Consider the following 24,554-nt stretch of genomic DNA (forward strand, 5'->3'; position numbering starts at 1 on the left):
GACTAATAGGGGGAGTAAAAATGAATATTTATGATATTAATGTAGCGTTAGAGGATGGAACAGAATATAGCTTAGAGCGTTATAAGGGCAAGGCATTGTTAATTGTCAATACCGCAACGAAATGTGGTTTTACACCGCAGTTTGAGGAGTTAGAAGAGCTCTATAAAAAATATCATGATGAAGGACTAGTTGTACTTGGCTTCCCATCAAACCAGTTTAAGCAGGAGGTTGCCACTGCGGAAGAAGCGGCCTCACAATGCCGTTTAACATACGGTGTAACGTTCCCAATGCATGAAATGGTGAAGGTGAATGGCAAGGAGGCACATCCTGTTTATAACTATTTAACAACTCATTCTAAAGGCTTCCTTGGTAGCAGTGTAAAATGGAATTTTACAAAGTTTTTAGTAGACCGTAACGGAGAAATTATCAAACGCTACGGCTCTGCGGATAAGCCAAGTAGCATTGAGGAAGATATTAAAAACGTACTAGCTTAGAGCATGAAGGGGAAAATATAATAGATGACTACTGTCGCCGTTGATTTCCGCTACGGGCGGGCGCTTTCCGCGGGCACACCGTAAGCCGCAACCCTCGCTAACGCGCGGTTTGTTGCGTTTTACGTGCTGTGCTGTTCCCGCTGGAGTCACCCGCCCTCGCTCCAATCAACTGAATAAGTTGGTATAGACTTCGCATATTACACCATCCAAAACCAATAAAATCAAAACGACAAAAGGTATTAAGCAAAACTTTTTGATACCTTTTGTCTAGTTTGAAGCATGCACATGAAGTGCATGCTTTTTTTGATTTAAGGTTGTTGTAAGCTTGCGACAATTTTGCTGTAAGTTTAGGGTCGTATACTGTAAACAGAAAGAGGTGAGCGTATATGACGCCATTATTAAAAGTACAAAATGTAGGAAAAACATACGGCAAAGGCGCGAATACATTTACAGCGCTTGAAAATATAACATTCGAGGTAGAACAAGGTCAGTTTGTCGGTGTTATGGGGCCTTCAGGGGCAGGGAAATCAACGCTCTTAAATGTTTTAGCGACAATTGATACGCCAACAACAGGCGATATTGTAATAGAAAATACAAATTTAGCACATATGAAAGATACCCAGTTAGCAGATTTTCGTCGTGATAACTTAGGGTTTATCTTCCAAGATTATAATTTGCTTGATTCATTAACAGTTCGCGAAAATATAGTACTACCACTTGCCATTGCAAAGGTGCCACAGAAGGAAATTGCTGTAAGAGTAGAACGTATTGCACAGTTGTTTGGCATTAGTGATTTACTAGATAAATACCCTTATCAAATTTCAGGTGGTCAAAAGCAAAGAACAGCATCATCACGTGCGTTAGTCACAGCGCCGAAGCTTATTTTTGCCGATGAGCCAACAGGCGCACTCGATTCAAAATCTGCAACAGATTTACTCGAAAGTTTAAGTGATTTGAATCAATCTCATGCCGCAACGATTATGATGGTCACGCATGACGCATTTGCGGCGAGCTTCTGTCAGCGTATTCTCTTTATTCAGGACGGCAAGCTTTCCAAGGAAATTCATCGTGGGGTACAGACGAGAAAACAGTTTTTCCAGGAAATATTACAGGTGCTTGCAGGCATCGGAGGTGGAGTAAATGACGTTATTTAGTTTGGCGCGTAAAAATATTCAGCGTAATTTGTCGAATTATTTTTTATACATCGCCTCAATGGTATTTAGCATCGTAATTTACTTTACATTTGTCACGTTAAAATACAATGACGATCTTGCAAGCTCAACAGGTATGTCGCAGCAAATTAAAGGACTAATGAGTGGATCGGCAATTGTACTATTATTTTTCATAGTAATATTTATCGCGTATTCTAATTCATTTTTTATGAAGAAGCGAAAAAAAGAAGTAGCACTCTACTCGCTACTAGGTGTACGTAAACAAAAAATAGGCCTAATGCTCTTTTTTGAGAATTTAGTTATTGGGCTCGTATCACTCATTTTAGGTATAGTAATAGGGTTTTTTATGTCGAAGGTGTTATTAACAATTTTAGTACGACTGATGGGCTATCAAGTCGTGGCGAATTTAACATTCACCCCTGAAGCAGTGCTTCAAACAGCAGGCATCTTTGCCGTCCTATTCCTATTTACATCTTTACAGGGCTACCGCGTTATTTATCAATTTAAATTGATTGATTTGTTCCATGCAGAGAAACAGGGAGAGAAAATTCCACGTGCATCGTTTTTAGCGGCAATTGTAGGGACAGCACTTATTGCATTTGGCTATTACACGGCGTCTTCTGATATTTTCACAAGTCCTATTTGGAAGCTGTTTACAATCCTTGGGACACCACTTTTAGTAATAGGTGTAACAATAGCGGGGACATATCTACTGTTCCATAGCGTAAGCGTTTTCGTACTGACAGCTTTGAAAAAGGCAACATCTTGGTCTTGGAGAGGCTTGAATTTAATTGGCGTTTCACAGCTATTATACCGAATACGAGCAAATGCCAAATCGTTGTCCATCATCGCGATTTTAAGCGCAACAACGATTACTGCCGGTGGTGGCGTATTTGGCATGTACTACAATATAGAAGCAACGGTGCGCCACGTGTTGCCAAACACATTTATGTGGAAAGGTGAAGCTGTTGAATTTGACCAACAGAACGTATTGTACAATGAATCAATTCATGCAAAAAATTTGCGCGTCGATAATGAATTTGCTTTTTTTGAATATACATTATTGAAGGAATCTGATTACAATCGTTTAGCCACATTACAGGGGACAAATCGTGAGCTGCATATTGCAGACGGTTCAGCTGTACTACTAGATGTTAACTTTGATGAACGTTTTTCACATGACTTTACGGGTGAAAACTTTAAATTGCAGAGCGGGGAATCTTTTCATATCGACAAAATGTATACAGATAGTGTGCTAAACTTTATTCCAGCTGGCACGGTGATTGTCGTAAACGATCAAGTATTTGATGCAACAAATGCGGAAGGTGTGACAATGCAGGCTGTTGGCATGGACAATGATTTAAAGCAGCAAAATGTATCTAAACAAATATATGAGCAGCTATCTACTGAGCAACAAGAATGGTTTTCAAGCGTTCCTCAAAGCTATGAGGATAGCCTAGGTACTGTAGGCTCATTACTGTTTGTAGGAAGCTTTTTAGGGTTAGTATTTTTAGCAGCTACAGGAAGTATTATTTATTTTAAAGTGTTAACAGAAGCAGAAGAAGATCAGGCGAAGTATGCTGTATTAAATAAAATTGGTGTGAATAGCAGGCAAATATTGAAGACAGTTGCAGGACAGGTTGCGGTCATATTTAGTGCACCTCTTGTTGTCGGCATCGTACACAGTGCTTTCGCGCTTCTAGCATTTTCACAATTATTTAATATGGATATAACGAAGTCCGTTATATTATGGATGGTTGCATATTCAGTCATTTACGGCTTGTATTATCTCTTTACTGTACGGTCGTTTTATAAAATTGTGAGACAGGGGAATTAATATGAAAAAGATGTTTATAAGTATTGGAGCATTGTTTATATTGTTTGTAGCAGGTCTTGGCGTACTCATGACAGTAGATTTTAATCGTTTAAATAAAGACACTTACTATGTGCATATAACTGCCGATGGGGAAGTTGAGGAATATAAGGCAAATGATGGGCGAATTATCCAAACGTATTGGTATGAGCTACCGGCATTTAAAGAAACTGGTGAAGAAATGACGTTGAAATTTTCTGCTCAAAAAAATTTACGCCTAGATGCATATTTAAAGCTTTATGTGAAAAAAGAAAATGAAGTAACGTCTTATGATGAAATACAATTTGATGAAATGCCTGCAAAGGTACAAGCACAAATGAAATAAAAATATAAGAGGAGCAGTCCATAATAAATGGACCGCTCCTTTTTATTTTTCGCTCACTTTATGCAATTGAATAGTGATAGTTGTCCCTTTTTGTTCCTCAGATGTGATGGACACCGTTCCACCGTGAGCTTCAATAATATCTCGCGCAATAGCTGTACCAAGCCCAGTACCCTGCTTTTGCTCAGTATTTGTTCCGCGGTAGTAACGCTCAAAAATATGCGTAAGGTCTTCAACGCTTATACCATGACCATTATCAGCTATTGTGATGGTGTTAGCATCTACCAATACGTGAACACATACGTCAGGAGGATTATGAAGTATTGCATTATATAAAAAGTTTACAACAGCACGGCGCATAAAATGCTCGTCAATAGAATGGACAATGACATCTGCAGTTGCATCAAAATCAATATTTGCTTGTTCATAAGGTGGCGTATTTAGTGTGTCGATGACAATTTCACGCATAAACTGGACGATATTCAACTCAGTTAAAGTCAGAGGAAGCTGCTGGTGTCTTAGCCGCATTGTTAAATTTAAATCATCGAGTAAATCTTGCATATGCAATGACTGTTTTTCAATAATTTGTGCGTATTCTGTTTGCTCATTTAGTGATAAGCCCCGCTCATTTAGTAACTCAGCATAACCACGAATGGAGGCAAGTGGCGTCTTCATATCGTGTGAAACGTTGCTAATCCATTCCTCACGCATCATCTCTAGTCGTTTGCGTTCTTGCTCGTGAGCGGCCAACTCGCTTGATACTTCACTTAAATTTTCAAATACAGGTCGATAGAGACCTTTTGGTACTTTTATTGGCATATGTTTATGATTTTTTAAATGCTGAATACGTTCTATCATTGCGTAAAGAGGCTTCGTTAATGTACGACCAAATAGCCAACCGACAAGTGTCGCGACTAGTAAATCCGCAATAACGATTAGCAATCCATACTTTCCGATAAGTTGTAGTGTAGATGCGGCCGAAAGGTGAACAACTAACCTTGAAACACCACTACCTTTAATGCCAATTAAATAGCTAATGCTATCTTTACTTCCCGCATAAACCGTTGTACCAGCTTCGTATTCCTCATATTTGTAAACTTGAATTAAATCAATGGGGGCATAATGGGAAAGTGCGTTTTCTGGTGCAAAATAAGCATCGATAACTTGTCCATTTGCATCAAGCAGTTGAATCCAAGCATTTCTTTGATGTAATTGTTGTAGCCCATCCTTACTTACGGAAGGTTGACCACCGTTTACGTCAATATACTGCTGAAATTCACGCACAAAGATTTCCTCTGTATCTGCAGTAGCATCATTAAATTTGTTGAATTGCTGATACACCATTAACCCAATAAAAATGGCAGTATTGACGAAGATAACAATGATTACAATAGACAATATGGATAGTAAAAAACGAGCAGTTAATCGCCATTTCATGTTTGTGGCTCTTTTGGCACGACCAATTTATAGCCTAGCCCTTTGACCGTTGTAATATAAATAGGTTTAGATGGGTCATGTTCAATTTTTTCACGAAGACGACGAATATGCACCATGACCGTATTGTCTGAGCCAAAAAAATCCTCACTCCAGACACGTTCGAATAATGTCTCCTTACTTAAAATACGGTTTGGATTATGCATAAAGCAAGCCATCAATCCAATCTCCTTAGCTGTTAACTCTAATAAAGTACCATCTTTATGTACTTCGGTTTCATCGCTATTGAGCACAAATGGCCCAACCTGTATCGTCTTCATTGTGGTAGTTGTCGGTGCTTCCTGTATTTGATAGCCGGCACGACGCAGATGCGCCTTTACACGATAGGCAACTTCTTTAGGGCTAAAAGGCTTGGTAATATAATCGTCACCGCCAATGGCGAGCCCTAAAATTTTATCAATTTCCTCGTTTTTTGCTGACAAGAAGAGAACTGGAATATGTGATACTTCACGAATACGTCGGCATAAATCATAGCCTTCACCGTCTGGAAGCATAACATCAAGTAGCACGATATCGGGTTTTATCTGTTGAAAGCTCGCCCAAGCTTTTTCAATAGAGTCTGATGTATGGATAAGCTTATAGCCCTCTTTTTGAAGACTAACTTTTAGCAAATTGGCTAAATCAGCTTCATCTTCTACAATTAAAATAGTTGGTTCTGTCAAAGTTCATACGCCCTTTCCTTTAAGGTTGGCAGTCATTTCTTATTTATCAGCCTTATTATAAATGAAAGTAATGGAAAAGACGAAGCTCGATGAATGAGAAACAGCAATTCTGTATATTGAGTTTTCGCCGGCAAACGTCGATAGCGCCAAAAAGCCTACATTCGATGGAGACATTGTGCAAAAAAACATTTGCTCCGATAGTACCGCTATGCATTGTGTAAAATTGGCAAGGTTTTAATCGAAATAGCAGGAACTAATGACCTCTATGTCGAAATTAATTTTATAAGCGGTGATGTGTAGCTTTCAATCGACATCGATTACCAAGTTGTTCGTAAATACAAAGCAAAATGGAGATAAACGAAAGAGATGGCTTCATCATGATGCTAAGATTTACACATATTTTAGATTTGTACATGAATAAATTATTAATAATGGCTCTCTACTCATGAGTGGAGAGCTCTCTTTTACACTTGTGTAGATACATAAAATATTTTTTGGATTGGGAGAGTGGAAAAACATGATTACGGAATTACAAATGCATGAAAAAGCTAAACAACCAGAAAATGAAGAAAGTGTACAGCAGCTCGAAGCAGTGGAAACATTGTTTGTCAATGAGTTCATAGATGGTATTTTAGATCCACAGCAAAAAATGCTTGGCCCTGTTAAAAATGGAGGAACAATTATTGCCAATACAACGCCTGGATGTTGGGGACCAATGCTTACGCCAACAATTCGTGGTGGACACGAGGTAACGAAGCCTGTTTTTGTAGAAGGTGCTGAAGTAGGTGATGCCATTGTTATTACAATCAAATCCATTCAGGTCACATCCCTCGCGACGGCATCTGGGCATGATGAGGCAATACCTGACCGCTTCATCGGAGATCCATTTGTATCAGTAAAATGCCCTGGCTGTGGCAAATTACATCCAAGTACAGTAGTGACTGGTATAGGACCGCAAGCAATACGCTGTTCCACATGTGATACAGAAACTGCGCCTTTTAAAATGACAAATGGTTATACTATGGCATTAGACCAAAAAGGTAATATCGGTTTAACTGTTGGACGCGAAGGTGCTCGACGTATTGCGTTAGAAGCAAAAAATTATATGCGCACACCTGAAAATTCAGTGCAAAATCCGGTCGTAGCTTTGGCTCCGAGCGATTTAATTGGTGTAATGGCAAGAATGCGACCTTTTTTAGGTCAGCTTGGAACGACGCCTTCGAAGGCAATGCCAGACTCACATAATGCAGGTGATTTTGGTTCGTTTTTAATAGGAGCGCCGCATGAATATGCATTTACTGAAGCGGAGCTAGACGCACATCGTACAGATGGACATATGGATATTAGCCGTGTTCGCGAAGGTGCTACAATTATTTGTCCTGTTAAGGTACCTGGCGGTGGTGTGTATATTGGCGATATGCATGCGATGCAGGGTGACGGTGAAATTGCTGGGCATACAACAGATGTCGCGGGAATTGTACAACTGCAGGTAAGTGTTTTGAAAAAAGTAGCGCTTGAAGGTCCGATTTTGTTACCAAATGAAGAGGATCTCCCATATACAGCAAAACCTTTTTCTAAGGAAGAAAAACGCCGAGCTCGCGAACTAGCAGAGGAATTTGGAGTGAAACAAGTAGAAGAAGCGTTCCCTGTGTCTGTAGTAGGTACAGGTACAACATTAAATGAGGCGACAGATAATGCAATTAGTCGAGCAGCAAAACTATTTGAGATGAGTGAGCCAGAAGTGATGAATCGCGCAACAATTACAGGATCCATTGAAATCGGACGCCATCCTGGTGTCGTTACTGCAACTTTCCAAGTTCCAAAGACTGTGCTAAAAAAAGCGCGAATTTATAAACCTATTAAAAAGCAGTATGATTAAAATTTAGCTCTGCTAGAAAAACGTATCGATATATCGACAAATCAAGAAAACAAGGCACGAGCCAGTGTAATGAAAGAGTACATTGGTCTCGTGCTTTGCTGTTGTCACTTCTCATCATTGTAAAAATATAAAGTAAAATTGAATTCTCGTTGTTAGCTGATATAATAGTAAAAGCTTCTAAATCTATCTATATATAATTACGTTTGATATAATTTTGACTTTTGATTACAAGGATGGTGAATATGGCAGATTTCATACGTTTGCAAGAAAAAGAAGCAAAAAATCATCGACTAAAAGCATACATAGCTAAAATGAGTGGAGGGGGACATGCCCCTTCAAGAACTAATTTTGCCGATGCAATAACAGGTGCAGTTGGTGGCTTACTTTGTATCTTTGTATTGCTTTGTTTAACAAACTATACAGGGGCACCATGGTTAATGGCATCACTTGGGGGTAGCTGTGTACTCGTATTTGTTGTATGGAATGCGCCATTGTCGCAACCCCGTAATATTATTGGAGGACATTTGATTTCAGCCTTTATCGGATTGACAATGTATTCATTATTAGGATCGAGCATCTTTTCAATCAGCCTTGGTGTCGGTTTAACGATTTTTTTCATGGCGCTTTTTGGTGTTATCCATCCACCAGCGGGAGCGAATCCGATTATCATTATTTTAGGAGGCTATAGCTGGGGCTATTTATTAATGCCGGTATTAATAGGTGCAGTAATTATTGTCATCTTTGGATTACTCATAAATAATTTACGTCAGACTAGAAAATACCCACAATTTTGGTGAGCCGTTAAAAAAATAAAATTTTGCACCAATTTCGTGTAACTATTTAGTTTTTGGTCCGTCTACTGTATTGGTAATGTTAGCTGTTCTTGAGAACAGTGGATACTTAAGTATGTAAATGAGTATGACGCTGACATAGATTAGCGTCGGGCAAAGAGCCATCTGAGACAATGCACTGGGCTACCAACTTAAGGGCAACTATCAGATGAGCTCGTTTGTTTTTGTTTAAAATTTTACGAGCTTCGTGAAAATTTCAATGTTGCTCTAAGTAGAGCTAAAGTGTTTGGGATGAACACTTTAGCTCTTTTATTTGTGCATATTCGGAAATTTTTAGCATATGTTGGATAGGATTTGTTATATTGGAGAAAGAGTGTTGAAATATTTGAGAAACATATTTTTGCATGTTAGGGGAAGATCTTTGTTGCATGAAATTGATAGGGGGCTCTGGTTGTATGCTGCTGGACTGTGATGAGCAATTATTCATAACATATAGACAAAGTGGTGAAAATGGCGCTGAAAAATTACTTTCAAAATGGGCGGAGGCTGAGGTCACTCCACACGAGGATCCCAAAATATTAGGTACTGCATTATCACCGCAATTATTTTTAGTAAATAAAGAGGCGGCGATGAACATTGCCTTTTCGACAGCTCGAAAATATTGGGGACGTGTATCTACGGAGTTGCAACTATTTTTCAACAAGCATGGCCTAGATACAAAATATGTGAACGACCGACTTAATGCTTTTTTTTATACCCAAAAAGGGAAGCAAGCTTTTTTTGAGCAGCTTTTTGCCCAGCATACAATGGATTTGGAGCGGTTAGTTTGGCTTGTGTTCGGAAAGAGATGGCAAGTCAAGTTACCTGAAAATGATTTAAAAACTATATATTTATATAAATTTGAAGATGACTATTTTGTGCATATGATTTATAAAGAAGAGGCTTTGTTTTGGCACTGGCTTTTTATGAAAAAAGTTTATTCACTGCTTATCCACAAACCTTTAGAACAATTCACATTTATCCATGAAATAATGGGTCATTTTGAACAATCGTCAACAATTACTTATGCACATGTGGATAACTCTGTGTATAATTACAGAAAAAATCTGGATAAGTGTATAACTTATGTGGATAAATGCAATTTGTCTTGTTTAGCGAAAAAACAGCTTCGTCTATATCAAATTGTCACACACTACCGTTTGTCAGAGGGGCAGTATCAATGTATTAAAGAATTGATTACTTCCTTTGAGGCTGATTGGCGTTACTCTATGTATGCCTTAACAGAGAAAGAAAAGGTTTTGATTGCATATATTTTATTGCATATAGCCCATCAAGAAAGCGATTATGAAAATGTACTTCATTATGGTGAATATCTATTAGAAGATGAACGACTTAACAATTATGCCATTGAGATTTTGTTGGAGTACAAGGACTTACTCCCAAATCGAAAACCAACGCCACCTGCCATAATAAAAAATTATAATTTGAATTACTTAGAAAATCTGTATGCAGTATTATTAGATACTTATGTCAGATTGGAACGGTACCAAGAGGGGTTAGTGCTATTAAAGGAACATGGCCTCGCATCCAATAAAAAAATAAATGCAGCATTAGTACAGCAAAACTACAGTAATGAGCAATTAATTGCCATTGAGGCATCGATGCAGCAAGATATCGCGCTTCAAGTAAATAATTCGTTACAGCATATTGGTCTGTCAGTGGAAGAATGGCGCCAACATTATCGCCAGCCAGATGCTCCTTATTTTTTAGTAGCACAGAGCGCTTCCATGCATATGATTAATATTTTAAAAATCCTTTTTGTCACTGAGCAGTTTGAGTTATTTGAGAAATTAATAGAGGTATATAAAAAATATTTACTCGTCGAGGAGCATTTCAACCAATTGCGAGTATTTATTAGTGCGTATGTATAACAGATAAAAAGAGTGTCCCATGAAGTCAAAAAATGACTTCATGGGACACTCTTGCTTTAAAAATAAATATTGATGACTATTACTGTTGATTTCAGAATTGTTTGAGTGCCTGGCACCTGCCCTTTATGCCAACACGTTTTATTATTCTAAAACCCCTTTTTCTTGAAGTGCAATGATTTGTTCCGAACTATAGCCAAGTGCTGACAATACTTCTTCGTTATGCTCCCCTAGCTTTGCGCCAACATGCTTGTACGTTGGATTGGCTCCATCAAATTTAAAGGCAGATGCAATTTGTTTTTGCGTTGTACCATCATTTTTCGGAATTTCCACAATCATCCCACGAGCTTGTAATTGTGGATGTTCACACGCTTCTGGAAAAGTTAACACCGGTTCGACACAACCTTCGAAATTTTCGTTAAAGACTTCGAGCCATTCGTTGTAGGTTTTCGATAAAAAGGCATCATGCACTGCCTCTTTAAATCGAATTTGAGTATAGTAGGAATCATTGAATGTATTATCAATAAGTTCTGGAATATCAAGGGCTTCACATAGTAGCCTACGAAACTGTGGCTCTAGACTGCCCACTGAGAAAAATCGCCCATCCTTCGTTTTGTAAAAATCATAGTAGCTACCACCGTTTAAAATTTCTTGCTCAGGCTGAGGCACACGGCCACCGCCAATATAGGCAGAGCCATACATTGCATTAAGTGAGAAAACGGCATCGGTCATGCTAATATCGACATACTGACCTTCTCCTGTTTTTTCTCGGTGTAGTGCTGCAGCAAGTACCCCTATAGCAGCGTGCATCGTACCACCAGCAATATCTGCAAGCTGAACCCCCATGGAGACAGGTTTTTTGTCTTTATGACGAGAATAGTCGAGAACACCAGCTAATGCCAGATAATTATTATCATGGCCGGGTCGGTTGCTATATGGTCCAGTTTGGCCATAGCCTGTAATAGCACAATATATCAGTTTAGGATTTACTTCTTTTAGTTCTTCGTAGCCAATACCGAGCCGTTGCATGACCCCTGGTCGAAAACCTTCAATAATTACGTCGTACTCTTGTATAAGTGACTTTACAATTTCAACTGCCTCTGGCGATTTCAAATTTAAAGTAAGTGACTTTTTGGAACGATTCAAGTGCTGATGAATATATGCCTCATGATCTTCATCATAAGGAGGCATAATTCGCGTTAAATCTACGCGTTTGGAGGATTCCACATGGATGACCTCCGCACCTAGGTCGGCAAAAATCATCGTTGCCATAGGCCCTGGTAGTAATGCAGAAAAATCGAGAATTTTTAACCCCTTTAAAATACCCAAATCTTCCAACCCCTTTTTGTGTAGGCTACAATGCAGTCTTTTAAGAAGCATTAGTAGCGCTTTTCTCATTATCCCCATAGTGCGAAAAGCGTGTTTTATAAAATTCTGTATTAATACAGATTGTGTTTATTTTATTCAGTATTATAACAGAAGATGCGTTAGATTGCCTATGTTAATTTTCATTATAAATTAATTTATCAGAAAATTATATGTTGCAATAACAATAAAAGTAAAAATATTTATAAATTAGATGGGTATTAATGGCGAAATATCAATAGAAGTGGGTGTATCGCCGATAACCTCGAGGAAATCGCCGATAAAATTACATAATCGCCTGCAAGAGCCCATAAATCGCCGATAGAACTTTCGTAAATTAAAAAATCTAATCATAAACATGTTTACCTTTTAAGATTACGGGTATTTGAATAATAGAACAATAATTTGGGCAAGCTATTGATGTAAATAATACGTAAACTCGGGACACATCTCTCGATCAACTTGGCAAGACTTAAGGTTATCCCCCTTTCCCTTATGACAGAACAAGTATGATATGATGTATGCCTATATTTTGGGAAAGCCAAGAAAGCACCGATGCTTCTTGGCTTTTTTATTTTGTATCTGACTTTCTTCCATTATTTTAGAAATACTATGAAGGTTCTCTATCTACCTGTCGATATAAAGGGTATGATGAAAATGATATTTTTACGTATTAATTATATGTGAAAGGAAGAGTGAGATGGATAAAACAAAAATCCAAAAAGTGAACAAAGCACTTATTGCAACTGTTTTTGCTACTAGCGGGATTGCTGTTGTCGTACCACCACCACAAAAAGTAGCAGCAGCTACTTCACCATTTGTAGATATTAATCAATATTCAAGTCACTATGACAATATTTTAAAATTATACTCTCAAGGTGCAATTAGTGGGTTTGCAGATAAAACGTTTCGACCAAATCAAAATGTAACGCGTGGTCAAGCAGCAAAAATGCTGGCAACAGTTTTAAAGCTAGATTTAAAAAATGTACAAGATCCCTATTTTAAAGATGTTCCAAAGAGCAATGAATATTATAAGTATGTAGCAGCATTGCAAAATGCAGGGATTATGTCTGGTTATGCAAGTGGGTCATTCATGCCAAATGAAGTTATTACGCGAGGACAGTTAGCCAAAATTTTAGTGCTGGGCTTTAAATTCGAAGTAGCATCGAATTTTAATCATAGCTTCCAAGATGTAAATAGCCAAACGAGTAATGCCTACTATATTCAAACTTTAGTAGATTTACAAATTACAGAAGGCACAACACCTGTCACATTCTCTCCATTCAATGCGGTAACACGGGGACAAATTGCTTCCTTTATAGTTCGTTCACAAGAGAAAAAAAGCAATGCATCAACATATAAGATTACTGGTGTTGAGGATGATATTGTTTACATAAATGCTGAACCGTATACAGTACCAGAAAGCCTTTCACATATTTTCAATGAATATAATGCAGATGCACTAAAAGGTGCATTTATTGAGGGTGACCTCTCAGGAAAAACACTTTATTCTGTCGCAAAGTTAACGTTGAATGCAAGTGGTACGAGTTCACGATTTTTACATTTTGATGGTGACTATAAATCTTTTGGTGGCACAATCGTTGTAAATGGGAATTATATTGAATTTGCTAATGTAACATTAACAGGCACAATGTTAGTCAACGAAACGGTACGCCCCCCGTTACATTTAGATGTTTCTTACTATAAGCCATTAGCAATTGGCCGTGTAGCTAGCAATAATTTTTCATTTATCAACTGGTCTAATCCTGATAAGCAAGAAGGAGAAAGCTCATCGAATAGTAACTCTTCGAGCGATCTTCAAAACTGGACGGATTCAAATCAAAATCCAGATAAAAACAAACCTTTTGAAAACTGGTCAAAAGATCAAGTAACGATGAAAAATGTCGAAAAGCATATTGAATTTTACAATAGTACTGTATCAAGACTAGTTGTGTCTCAAAGTGGTACAAAAATTGAAACAAATAAAAAGCTACCACGTGTAGATATTATCGGAAATGTACGTGAATTTGAGATTCAAGGCAATATCGGTACGCTGAATTTGGATACAGAAACAAAGCTAACGATATATGGAACGAGCAATATCGACTGGATTAATTACAATAGCTATACCGATTTAGAACTTTATATAGATGGTCGTGTAGGTACGCTTTATGTAGATAATGCATATGGCTGGATTGATATTGGTGACTACACATATATCGACAAAGTGATTCTTCCAAAAGACGAAGGACCAAATAATATTTTCGATGATTTCTTAGATGATAAAGATAACATAGGAAATATTACAGACCCAGATGGTAAACCAATCGATAAAGATGATATTGACAATCAAAAGCCAGCAGATAAAACAAAGCCGTTAATCGATATTACAAATGTAAGCGTATTGAATGGTAGTGATGTTCAAGTAGACTTTACATCAGATAAAGTGGGAACGTATTACTATATCGTTCGTGAAAAAAATGGGGAAGCACCAACAAAACGAGAGATGGTCAATCGTATATCTACAGATAATGTAGCAAGTGGCACAGCTGCAGCCGTCAATGGCAAAAACACGTTTAAAGTAACTAATTTAGGCGAGAAAAAAGAATATGTTGTTTATGTAATGGTAGTAGATGGAGCGAAAAATACGTCGGATATTAAATCGCAGTCATTCCAAATGAAAGATTCATCACCACCAGTCGTAAAATCGCTAGCAGTAAACCCTCTACATGGTGGGACACGTGCAGAATTTACATTTAATGCGAGTGAACCTGGAGAATACTACTATTATGTGCGTAAAAAAACAACTGCCGCAGATCCAACAACAGCAGATATTGTTGCTAAACCAACAGGTAAGGGGAAGGCTGTTGCTGGTAAACTGAAAGTTGACGGATTACTGACAGGTTTAGACCCTGAAGAATCGTATCAACTTTATGTAGTAATGAAAGATGAGTCAGGCAATTATTCAGTTGACCCAATTCCAAAAGAAGCGATTAAAGAGTTCAAAACAGGCGCTTTAGATAATATTCCTCCATACATTGTTGGCGGAGAACTCGTTTTACAAGATGAAATTAAAAATGAATTTTATGTAACAGTAAGTGAAGAACTAGATCTAACTTCAGCTGAGAAAGTGGAAAACTATGAACTGACAGGGACAGGTATTGTTAACCAAGGTTTACAAAAACCGATTCGCCCTGAAAAAGTAGTATACAATAAAGCTCAAAAAAGATTAACTTTCACAATCCCATCTTTAACAGGTTTTGTTAATGGAGATAACTTGGTCGTAACGATTTCTCCAAACGTAAAAGATTTAGCTGATAATCAATTCGAGAATATTAACAATGCACCAGTGAATAGTGTTCCGCGTAATACAGCAGAGTATATTCATAGAGATGGTGAGTGGCCATATTTAACGATTATCGGTGAACCTGCTATTAATAATGCTAAAGATCAGACACTTGTCGAATTCAATGCAACAAAAGCAGGAACATATCATTATTTAATTATGGAATCAGATTTAAATTTAACACGTGATGATCGTTTACGATTAATCGAAGCTGTGCAATTAAATTCAAAAGAATTTAATGTAGGAGGCAAGGACATACCGATTATCGGTAGTGGCGGTAATAAGCCAGCACAGTTAGGAAAACAAAAGGTGACAATTCCGTTACCTAATACGGATCCGCCTTTAAATCCATTTAAGAGCTATTCGATTTATATGGTATTGCGAGATCGTTCAGGGAATGTCTCGGATATTCAAACAAAACATGTTATTGATGACCGTACGCCACCAGTTATCGACAATACGTCCATTAAAATATTAGAAGGGGATCGAAAAGCAACCTTCAAATTTATGTCAGACGAGGACGGTTCGTATTACTACGTTCTTCGAAATGTAGGCGACTCAACACCTGGACCAACAACTCCTGAAGAAGTAATGGCTAAAGGAATGACGAGCAGCATGCGTAAAGATACAAATGAGATTTCTTTAACACTTGCGCCACATCAACAGTATGAGCTATATGTTGTTGTAAAGGATCGTTATAATAACGTAACGATGCTACAAAAAGGGACAGAATCAAAAGTTTATACATTTGATGAGAAGCAAAATAAAACAATAGCCTTACCTAATGGTGTGATGAAATACACATTCTTTGCAGATGGAACACCGCCAAAAGTTCAAGATCCAATCTTTAAACGACTTGATGGTAAAACATTTGAAGTGACATTTTCAGAGGCCATCGATACAGGATTTGACTTTACATTAGTTGAGCCAGGTACTACAACAGCTATTACACCGACCTACACATCAAGCTGGCTTGATATTACAGGCACAAGGGATTGGGAATCTCGTAAGCTAATTATCAAGTTTGCTAATGAAGTAAAACAAAGCTTTGACATCAGCGTAAATGCTACCGCAAAAGATAAAGGCGGCTGGACATTTAGTAAAGATAGAGCAGAGTACAAATATCCAACAAAAGAGAATACAATTACTTCTGCGACATTATTACCAGATACGGAATTCCCAAGCAATTTAAGTATTTCTAAGAAGGTTCAAGTTGTTGCGAATCTGAACGCTGATATTACATGGGATCAGCACTATTACTACGCAGTACTGAACGACGGATATGATCTATCACTTGATAATATTGAAAGTATTATTGCCAATGCAGATAGTAATAACTTTACGTATATTCCTGGTGGAGCGATTGTTTCTTACGGTAAAGGTAAGATTACAGCACCTTCCGATGCAAGTATGGCAGAGACCTTTACAGCAATCCAAACTGGAGGTAGTTCAAGTAAAACAAACATATTCCAAAAAGATCAGCGAATTTATCTGTTCACGAAAGATAAATATGGAAATATTGTGTACGCAAAAGCTTCAAAAGATCCAGCTGCATTAAATTACGTATTAATTCAGTCTAGAACACAATAAATCAATAGAAAGACACTAGCAATTTATAATGGCTAGTGTCTCAGCTTGTCGACAAAAGGGATTAAGAATAAAAATCTTAATCCCTTTTGTTATTTTTATTGTAAAAAATGGGTTCTTACTTTCGTCTTGCCATACTTTTCGAGCATCCCCTCTCTATAAAGCTGTTTGAAGTTGATTGGAGTGGAGGGCGGGCGACTTCTGCTCAGAATGCACAAAACGTAAGACGCAACAGAAAGGGCGTTAGCGAGGGTTGCGACTGACGATGTGCCCGCGGAAAGCGCCCGCCCGTAGCGGAAATCAACGGCAGTAGACATCCCCTCTATTAGTTTTAAATAAAAAAGGGACTATAGACAAACTCGAAAAACTCCGAGTTTACCTATAGGATGAGACACTAGCCATTTATAATGGCTAGTGTCTTTTTTATATGGACAAAAGAAAAAATCCCACACCCATTAATGACTGACTGGAATCAAGGTGTGGGAATTTATTTAATTTCTAACAATTTGGAATGTACCAGATGTTTGCGTTTCAATGATATATTGATTGCCATTGACTGTATAGGACACAGGCTCGTGGTCTCCAAAATCATTGATTTGAACGATAGAAGAATTCTCTGGTAAATTTTCTAAAATGATTTCGATATTTGCTTCGAATTTAGCAGGCATTTTATTTAATACCGCTTGGAACGTAATGCGATTTAAATTTCTTGTAAGCTGAATGTCCATTACGCCAAAATCTTCATTAACGAGCGTATTCAATGGTGGAATGATAACAACCATATTTGCCTTTGTTGTTAATACAAAGCGTTCATTGTCATTTTCAGAATCAGCAACATTGATTTTTGCTTTATATGTGTTTCGACTTTTCGACATCAGCGTATTTTTCCCTGGTACTGCAGCAGAATCAGATAATTCTGGTGTTTTGATCGTATTGCCCTTAGCTGGTAGTTTATATTTTCCTTTTACATAGTCTACTAATATCCACACATTTGGCACAAGCTGTTGTTGTACAGGCGTTAATGCTTCGAAGGCAGTTTTTACTGCTTGTACATCGTGCGTTGTAGATGTTTTCGGCGATAAAGCTGCAATGGCATTTTCGACTTCTTTTGCAGCGGCCTTATCCATCGTAACGACGTGTTCAGCATCTAGTAAAAGCTGTTCAATACCAGTAGGCAAATAAACGTTTGAGAATTTTCTTAATGCATTATACTCTGCTCGTGCTTCAGCCACATCTTTATGGAAGCTAAGACGAGAGGCGTTTAATAGTTGAATTTTATTTACAACTTTATCGATAGAAGTATTTGGTGTAATCGACGATGTCAATATTTTTTGTGTTTCGGCGCTGACAAAAGTTTTTTGCGCAGCATTTAATGTGTTGTACCAATCTCTCGTTTCAATAACGTTTTGATAATAGTTAACAGAAGTAGAATCGACTGAAGCCAATTTTGCTTCAATTTGAGCAGCTAGTCTACGATAATTTACTCTTGTTTGTTGGTGATTTGATAAGGTCGAGTAATTTGTAACATATTGTTTTTCAGTTTCTGTCAATGCATTGTAGGCTTTGATGGCAGCCTCTAAGTAAGCCTGAAACGCAAATGATGTATCATTAATATTTGAAATAAGCTGTATAACATTCTGCACGTTGGAATTATAGTAGTAATTATTATTATATATGTATGCCGTCTTTGCATGTGTCGAGGTATCGGCAGCTGATGCAGACGTTATAGGTGTTGAATAAATAAGTGATGGAACGGCTACTAGAGCAAGCAAGGCTAGGCTTTTTTTATGTTTCATACGGGCAAACCTCCTATTTTAATAATACTAATTTTATCATAGCTTAAGGATTTTTTATGCATATTTTAGGTTAATAGGTAAAAAGGTCAGTGGTTTTTTATAGTATAATATATCATTACTACCAATAGAAGCGCTTCCGAAATTTCTACAGTGATAAAGAGAGCGGGCTGATTTCCACTACGGGTGGCTGCTTTCCGCTCAGCACTCCGTAAGCCGAAACCCTTGCTAACTCGCTGTTTGTTGCGTCTTATGTTTTGTGCGTCCCTAAGGAGTCATTGCCCTCCGCTTCAATCAACTGAACGTAGCATTGGTAGAGAAATTTACTTTTTATGAGCATCAAAAAGATAAAAAAATGACAAAATGCATCAAGGGTTTGAACTTCTTGATGCATTTTGTCAACACTCTGGAGGACTCTACGTAGAGCAGAGTCCCTTCAATTAATAAGTCTGGGAGCCGTAGTTTTTTGCACTCTCATAATAATAGATTGCACTTTGTAAATTACTAATTGCATTTGTCACTTCTTGTTGGGTTGCATAGGAGTTATTTATGACGTAATAAGCCTGTTGAATAGAATAATCTATGATGTTTTTGGCTTCTTGTGTTGTCCATTGTTGATAATACGGTATTTCAGTTCCATATTGTGAAACTTGTGCATATGCAATGGAATTAATAAGTGAAGTTAACGATGTTTTATCAACATAGTATCCGTTGTTGCTGTATTTATAAGCATTTTTATAATTCCAAATGGCATTTTCTAAATTAGTAATTGCATTTGAAATATCAGTATATGTTGAATAGTAATTATTTACGACGTATTGAGCTGATGTGACAGCAGAAACTAAAGTATCTTTCTCACTTTGCGTTGTCCAAGGTGTATTATAAGCTAACTCATAGCCATTATAAGATACAGTGACATATTGAACAGAATTGATAAGTGTTGTAAGCGTAGTTTTATCGCCAGCAGAATACTTTTTGCCGTCCTTTTGGACAGCTTGATAATTTGCTAAAGCATTTTTGTACTGCGTAATAGCATTAAGCACCTGTTCTTGTGATGCATTTGTATTATTGGCTACTGTTCTTGCATTGGCTACGGCAGATTCGAATACTGTACGTTCAGCTTGTGTTGTCCATTTATCAGAAAATAAAATTTCATTACCATTAATTGATACAGTAACATATGGAGGAGAAGAAACTAGTTTACTCAGTTCAGTCTTGTTAACGATTGGCATGGTCACTTTTGCATTTTTAGCGTCCACCTGTACTTTGTTAATTTGATGTGCAGAATCTAAAGCAACTCTCGCTCCATGTTTGACAATCACTTCTTCAATTTTACCTTCTCCATATAGGCTAAAATCATTTTCAACATCAATCACCAATTTTTTTACATCAGCCGTCACCTCAAATGAAGTAACTTTGTCTTTCACATTGATAGATGGGACGATTTTATCGGCAGTAATGTTTAACTTAGTGCGTTGTACGATAATATTAGGTGCTTCAATATCTTTTAGTGAAGCGTATAACCATTCTATTTTTCTAGTGGCTAAAGGTTTGAAAGTAATAGTATCCCCGATGGAAACGTTATCAATTGTAATTGCTTTTTTTACTCGATTCGTTACAGTAAGCTCACTTGCAATATTTAAATTTAAAATTTTAATGTAATCAGCATTTACCGTTACATCTCCGGCAATTTTAGCATCGCCACCATCAAAAACTACAGCTTTTTTGTTTGTACCAGCATTTTTTAATGTCAGTGCAGTAATACTTGTAATTTCATCGTTTTTAACAATTACTGTCGCATCAGCATTCATTAAAGCTTGACGATTCGTAGCTTTAAAAATTGGCTTTAGTGCATTGCTAATTTTGAATTGTCCTAGAGAAGTACGAACTGTATCGGATGTCACATTTGTAATGGTAAGTGACTTTTCTCCCGAAAGTATTGATGTAGCTACTCGCCCTTTTGCTTGAAGATCATTGAAATGTGATTGATTTGCAGTTACTTCACTAGAAGTAGCACTGGCATTTGGGATGGGCCAAACTAAGGTTGCTGTAATAGCGGTTGCCATTAAAGTAGTTAGTGCTTTATTTTTCAATTTATTCACTCCGATCATAGCATTTATTACTTAATATAACATATTTTAATAAAATTTAGTAAAAATGGGGATGGATATTAGATCCTAGTCCTAAAATCACTTATTTTATTAGAAATCTTTAATTGACTTGGTAAAATTAGATTATTTATTGTTGTGATACATAGGTCCATACATTATGATTATTTTATAAAAATGGAGGTGTTTGTAATGAAAAAACCAAAAAGTATTGCTTTAAAACTCTCTTCTTTAATTTTAGGATTATTTTTAGTGTTATTTATTGCTTATACATTGGTTACAAGTGTTATTCTACATAATCAAAGTGTCAATGATTCAGAAAATGCAACGCTTCAAAACGCAGAATTATCTGCTGCGAAGATGAGCGAACGGTTTAAGAAAGCCAATGATACATTACAAACGACAAAACGTATTGTTGAAGCAATGCAAAAAAATGACGAGCTCTCAACAGAAAGTGTAATGGATATACTGGAAACTAATTTAATGAAAAACGAGGACTTACTTGGTGTAGGTGCCGTCCTTGATAATGGCGCTGTAAAAGTTGGACCAACTATCGACACTGCATTAATAGATCAAAATAATCGCTTCATACCTTATTTAACTAAAGATGGAAACAAGACTTCTACTAATGCTATAGAGGGAATTGACAAAACGGATGCGGCTGATTGGTATCGTATACCAACAGAAGAAGGTCGTGCTGTGCTTACAGAGCCGTATGATTATAGCGTGAATGGTAAAACGATATCAATGACGACAATTGCAGTACCTCTAGTTAATGCCTCAGGTAAAAATTTTGGCGTATTAACGGCAGATTTATCTGTTGATTTTTTAAAGGGATTAGCTGAATCCATTACTCCTGATGGTGGTTATGCAGGAATTATTACAAATCAAGGTATGTTAACAGTAAATAGTATTAACGAAAAGCTAGACGGGACGAATATGCAAGATGCTATTGATTGGACAAGTGTTAAACAATCCATGGACAATGGGGTGCTAGATAGTCTGTATGTAGACTCTAAGCAGCTTGGAGAAGAATCATTCAACGCTTTTGCTCCAATGATGTTAGAAAACATTGACGAAGTATGGTCAGTGCAGTTAGTTTTACCTAAATCCAAAATATTAGAAACGTATAATAAAGTTCTCATCGTTACGATTGTAGCTGCAATCATTATGATAGTTTTAATGGCTGCTGCCAGTGCGATGTTTATCTTTAAACAGTTAAAGCCTTTGAAAGTTTTACGTGCATCCATTGAAACGGCTGCAGAAGGCGATTTAACTAAAAAAATAGATGAAAAATTTATAAAATCAGATGAAATTGGCGCTGTTGCAGTAGCCTATAATAATATGCTGGACAAAACGAATGATGCCATCCATACGGTATTAAATTCTTCAACATTACTTAATCAATCATCAGATGAAGTCAATGAAGCATTTAATGAAATTGTCGCTTCAAATCAGGAAGTATCTGTAGCTATTAATGAAATTGCGCAAGGTGCTTCGAAACAATCAGAGGATACGGAAGAAACAAATTATCGAATGATTGATTTATCCGATCAAATTGACGCTATTACAATGCTTTCCAAGCAAATGGATGAGCTGTCGATGAAAACAAAAGCTTCTACAGAGCAGGGCATGAAAGAAGTTGAAAGCTTACGTGATCGAAATGCTGAAACAAATGAAATGAATGTCCGCATTCAAAATCAGATGGAATCTTTATCTAGCAACATCAGAAATATTAACCAAATTATTGTATCCATTCAAGGGATAACGGAGCAAACCAACCTACTAGCGTTAAATGCAAGTATTGAGGCTGCGCGTGCAGGAGAGCATGGAAAAGGCTTTGCAGTAGTAGCAGAAGAAGTTCGTAAACTGGCGGAACAGTCTAAAAACGAAACAGAAGTGATTAAGAAAACGGTGACTAGCATTCTAGAAGACGCGAAGCAAACGGTTTCTGTTATTGCTTCAAATGCCAATTTGATGCAAGCCCAAAATGAATCAGTGCAAAATACAGAGCTAGCTTTTAAAGATAATAATGGGCTTTCTCATTCTATTGCAACGGCAATTAATGACCTATTGTCAAATCTTTCACAAATGTTAGAGCAAAAAGATCAGGCAGTTACAGCGATTCAAAGTATTTCTGCCGTTTCAGAGGAAACTGCGGCTTCTGCTGAACAAGTAAGTGCATCTGCTGTGGATCAACAGGCAGAAATGCAAAAGGTTGCAGAATCAATTAATAATATGAATCAAATCTCTAAAGAGCTACAAGAAGTCGTGAATCGATTTAAACTTGCATAATTAAGCTATTGAATTTTCTCGAAAGCAAAGTGAATATCTCGAGGGAATCGCCGTAAAACGTGGAAGAATCGCCGGTAAACCCTTGGGAATCGCCGGTAAACCCTTGGGAATCGCCGATAAACCCTTGGGAATCGCCGATAAACCCTCGGAAACCGCCGATAACCTTTGAGAAATCGCCGGTAAAACTTCTTGATGCTTTTTGTAGACACGTTGAGACTGTCCTTTTCCAAGGACAGTCTCTTTTTATGTCAACAGCTAGAGCGGAGAGGGCATTGACCCAGTTTGGGAACAGTTTTACTATAGAAAGATGAAAGGGGGCCACCTCCATGATGTATCTCGGTATGATTTTCTTTAAAATTGTTGCGCCAATTTTGGTGTTGCTTGTACTTGGGGCGTTTTTACAGAGGAAATTTCAATTTAATTTAAAAGCGCTATCCCAGCTTATTACATATTGTTTTATGCCAGCAGCGGTATTTGTAAATTTATATGAAACGAACGTGGAACTATCGGTGCTCGGTGAAGTGGCATTATTTATTGTGCTCTTTATTGGGAGTCAAATGGTGCTTAGTCATTTTATAGCGAAGGGGCTAGGTTTAAAGAAAACAGAGGCAGCGGTATTTAAAAATAGTGTTGTACTCATTAACTCTGGTAACTATGGCATTCCGGTGGCGCAAATGATTTTTGTGACACAACCAATTGGGGTGGCCATTCAAGTTATTCTCGTTATTTTTCAAAATGTAACGACCTATACATATGGTTTATATAATTTAATTTCTTCAACTAAATCAGGTATGGCCATTGTGAAGGACTTCTTGAAAATGCCGATTATTCATGCGCTCATTATCGGTGTGGCAATGAATTTCTTTAATATTGGCATTCCCCAATTTCTCCGTATTCCAATTGACCACGTTGCTGATGGGTTTATCGCTGTTGCTCTTATTACGCTCGGTGCGCAACTATCTCAGCTTGAAATTAAATCAATGTTCAATAGAACTGTGTTTGTCAGCTGTTTTACACGACTTGTAGTAGGTCCAGCTGTTGCATTGCTAATAATTTTTGTACTCGGCTTAGATGGCGTTGTGGCCCAATCGCTCTTTATTGCAAGTGCATTCCCAACATCGCGTAATAGCTCGAGTCTAGCCCTAGAATATGATTTAGGGTCAGAAACCGCTGCACAAACGGTGCTTTTTTCAACAATTGTTAGCTGTATTACAGTAACAATCGTAATTTATATGGCAGAAATACTATTTACTTAATGACTTCCATCTATTAGGAATATCTGTTACACTAGCATCAAACTGAATAGCTTAACTAGGGGAGTCCGATGAGTCGGGCTGAGAGGGAAACGCATTGAGGTTTCTTGACCCTTTGGACCTGATCTGGCTCATACCAGCGTGGGAAAGTTAATGAACTTCGCACTCCTTGAACTTTGCGATAAATGTAAC

The 24,554-nt window shown here is 37.5% G+C and carries 15 protein-coding genes and 1 riboswitch; of the genes, 10 read left to right on the forward strand and 5 right to left on the reverse strand.

The window, feature by feature from the left end:
- Positions 1 to 20: 20 nt before the first annotated feature.
- The 4 genes from ACQKNX_RS23560 (at position 21) to ACQKNX_RS23575 (ending at position 3,864) form a co-directional block, all read left to right on the forward strand.
- Positions 21 to 494: a glutathione peroxidase gene (locus ACQKNX_RS23560; protein WP_427430978.1), complete on the forward strand. Its 474-nt coding sequence runs from the start codon at positions 21 to 23 to the stop codon at positions 492 to 494.
- A gap of 386 nt (positions 495 to 880) precedes the next feature.
- Positions 881 to 1,648 carry an ABC transporter ATP-binding protein gene (locus ACQKNX_RS23565; RefSeq protein ID WP_427430979.1) on the forward strand — a complete coding sequence of 256 codons (768 nt, stop codon included), beginning with the start codon at positions 881 to 883 and terminating at the stop codon, positions 1,646 to 1,648.
- Positions 1,635 to 3,503: an FtsX-like permease family protein gene (locus ACQKNX_RS23570; RefSeq protein WP_427430981.1), complete on the forward strand. Its 1,869-nt coding sequence runs from the start codon at positions 1,635 to 1,637 to the stop codon at positions 3,501 to 3,503. Before ACQKNX_RS23565 ends, ACQKNX_RS23570 begins: the two co-directional genes overlap by 14 nt.
- 1 nt (position 3,504) lies before the next feature.
- Entirely contained in the window at positions 3,505 to 3,864 is a 360-nt protein-coding gene (locus tag ACQKNX_RS23575) for a YxeA family protein (RefSeq protein WP_427430982.1), read from the forward strand.
- A gap of 42 nt (positions 3,865 to 3,906) precedes the next feature.
- Here ACQKNX_RS23575 and ACQKNX_RS23580 read toward each other — a convergent pair whose 3' ends face one another.
- Together ACQKNX_RS23580 and ACQKNX_RS23585 are read right to left on the reverse strand one after the other, a co-directional pair.
- Positions 3,907 to 5,298: a sensor histidine kinase gene (locus tag ACQKNX_RS23580; RefSeq protein ID WP_427430983.1), complete on the reverse strand. Its 1,392-nt coding sequence runs from the start codon at positions 5,296 to 5,298 to the stop codon at positions 3,907 to 3,909.
- On the reverse strand, positions 5,295 to 6,017 hold the full coding sequence (locus ACQKNX_RS23585) for a response regulator transcription factor (protein ID WP_427430985.1): 723 nt from the start codon (positions 6,015 to 6,017) through the stop codon (positions 5,295 to 5,297). Before ACQKNX_RS23585 ends, ACQKNX_RS23580 begins: the two co-directional genes overlap by 4 nt.
- A 535-nt stretch (positions 6,018 to 6,552) precedes the next feature.
- Here ACQKNX_RS23585 and ACQKNX_RS23590 point away from each other — a divergent pair.
- The 3 genes from ACQKNX_RS23590 to ACQKNX_RS23600 all read left to right on the forward strand — a co-directional run bounded on the left by ACQKNX_RS23590 (position 6,553) and on the right by ACQKNX_RS23600 (position 10,618).
- Complete coding sequence (locus tag ACQKNX_RS23590; protein ID WP_427431002.1) at positions 6,553 to 7,896, forward strand: acetamidase/formamidase family protein; 1,344 nt, start codon at positions 6,553 to 6,555, stop codon at positions 7,894 to 7,896.
- A gap of 242 nt (positions 7,897 to 8,138) precedes the next feature.
- Positions 8,139 to 8,693 (forward strand): HPP family protein, encoded by a 555-nt coding sequence (locus ACQKNX_RS23595; protein WP_427430986.1) that lies wholly within the window; start codon positions 8,139 to 8,141, stop codon positions 8,691 to 8,693.
- Positions 8,694 to 9,115: 422 nt separating this feature from the next.
- Positions 9,116 to 10,618, forward strand: a complete 1,503-nt coding sequence (locus ACQKNX_RS23600; RefSeq protein ID WP_427430987.1) for a hypothetical protein — start codon at positions 9,116 to 9,118, stop codon at positions 10,616 to 10,618.
- Between the two features lie 141 nt (positions 10,619 to 10,759).
- Here ACQKNX_RS23600 and ACQKNX_RS23605 read toward each other — a convergent pair whose 3' ends face one another.
- On the reverse strand, positions 10,760 to 11,944 hold the full coding sequence (locus ACQKNX_RS23605; protein WP_427430988.1) for a CaiB/BaiF CoA transferase family protein: 1,185 nt from the start codon (positions 11,942 to 11,944) through the stop codon (positions 10,760 to 10,762).
- 736 nt (positions 11,945 to 12,680) lie between these two features.
- Between ACQKNX_RS23605 and ACQKNX_RS23610 the strand changes: the two genes are divergently transcribed.
- Positions 12,681 to 16,916 carry an S-layer homology domain-containing protein gene (locus ACQKNX_RS23610; protein ID WP_427430989.1) on the forward strand — a complete coding sequence of 1,412 codons (4,236 nt, stop codon included), beginning with the start codon at positions 12,681 to 12,683 and terminating at the stop codon, positions 16,914 to 16,916.
- Between the two features lie 488 nt (positions 16,917 to 17,404).
- Here ACQKNX_RS23610 and ACQKNX_RS23615 read toward each other — a convergent pair whose 3' ends face one another.
- Both ACQKNX_RS23615 and ACQKNX_RS23620 read right to left on the reverse strand, forming a co-directional pair.
- Entirely contained in the window at positions 17,405 to 18,709 is a 1,305-nt protein-coding gene (locus ACQKNX_RS23615) for a hypothetical protein (protein ID WP_427430990.1), read from the reverse strand.
- Between the two features lie 437 nt (positions 18,710 to 19,146).
- Positions 19,147 to 20,799 carry an S-layer protein gene (locus ACQKNX_RS23620; RefSeq protein WP_427430991.1) on the reverse strand — a complete coding sequence of 551 codons (1,653 nt, stop codon included), beginning with the start codon at positions 20,797 to 20,799 and terminating at the stop codon, positions 19,147 to 19,149.
- A 207-nt stretch (positions 20,800 to 21,006) separates the two neighbouring features.
- Here ACQKNX_RS23620 and ACQKNX_RS23625 point away from each other — a divergent pair, with 207 nt between their 5' ends.
- Positions 21,007 to 23,109 carry a methyl-accepting chemotaxis protein gene (locus ACQKNX_RS23625; protein WP_427430992.1) on the forward strand — a complete coding sequence of 701 codons (2,103 nt, stop codon included), beginning with the start codon at positions 21,007 to 21,009 and terminating at the stop codon, positions 23,107 to 23,109.
- A gap of 326 nt (positions 23,110 to 23,435) precedes the next feature.
- Positions 23,436 to 24,365: an AEC family transporter gene (locus ACQKNX_RS23630; RefSeq protein WP_427430993.1), complete on the forward strand. Its 930-nt coding sequence runs from the start codon at positions 23,436 to 23,438 to the stop codon at positions 24,363 to 24,365.
- Between the two features lie 47 nt (positions 24,366 to 24,412).
- Positions 24,413 to 24,527: riboswitch (TPP riboswitch) on the forward strand.
- Positions 24,528 to 24,554 lie beyond the last annotated feature (27 nt).

Origin of the sequence: Lysinibacillus sp. NPDC093712 (genome assembly GCF_050280025.1) — a bacterium.
In the GTDB taxonomy this organism is placed as follows: Bacteria; Bacillota; Bacilli; order Bacillales_A; family Planococcaceae; genus Lysinibacillus.

What these genes read in the sequence shown, in the direction of transcription:
- ACQKNX_RS23560 (WP_427430978.1), top strand. Translation starts at nt 21, where the DNA reads ATGAATATTTATGATATTAATGTAGCGTTAGAGGATGGAACAGAATAT.
- ACQKNX_RS23565 (WP_427430979.1), top strand. Translation starts at nt 881, where the DNA reads ATGACGCCATTATTAAAAGTACAAAATGTAGGAAAAACATACGGCAAA.
- ACQKNX_RS23570 (WP_427430981.1), top strand. Translation starts at nt 1,635, where the DNA reads ATGACGTTATTTAGTTTGGCGCGTAAAAATATTCAGCGTAATTTGTCG.
- ACQKNX_RS23575 (WP_427430982.1), top strand. Translation starts at nt 3,505, where the DNA reads ATGAAAAAGATGTTTATAAGTATTGGAGCATTGTTTATATTGTTTGTA.
- ACQKNX_RS23580 (WP_427430983.1), bottom strand. Translation starts at nt 5,298, where the DNA reads ATGAAATGGCGATTAACTGCTCGTTTTTTACTATCCATATTGTCTATT.
- ACQKNX_RS23590 (WP_427431002.1), top strand. Translation starts at nt 6,553, where the DNA reads ATGCATGAAAAAGCTAAACAACCAGAAAATGAAGAAAGTGTACAGCAG.
- ACQKNX_RS23595 (WP_427430986.1), top strand. Translation starts at nt 8,139, where the DNA reads ATGGCAGATTTCATACGTTTGCAAGAAAAAGAAGCAAAAAATCATCGA.
- ACQKNX_RS23600 (WP_427430987.1), top strand. Translation starts at nt 9,116, where the DNA reads ATGAAATTGATAGGGGGCTCTGGTTGTATGCTGCTGGACTGTGATGAG.
- ACQKNX_RS23610 (WP_427430989.1), top strand. Translation starts at nt 12,681, where the DNA reads ATGGATAAAACAAAAATCCAAAAAGTGAACAAAGCACTTATTGCAACT.
- ACQKNX_RS23615 (WP_427430990.1), bottom strand. Translation starts at nt 18,709, where the DNA reads ATGAAACATAAAAAAAGCCTAGCCTTGCTTGCTCTAGTAGCCGTTCCA.
- ACQKNX_RS23625 (WP_427430992.1), top strand. Translation starts at nt 21,007, where the DNA reads ATGAAAAAACCAAAAAGTATTGCTTTAAAACTCTCTTCTTTAATTTTA.
- ACQKNX_RS23630 (WP_427430993.1), top strand. Translation starts at nt 23,436, where the DNA reads ATGATGTATCTCGGTATGATTTTCTTTAAAATTGTTGCGCCAATTTTG.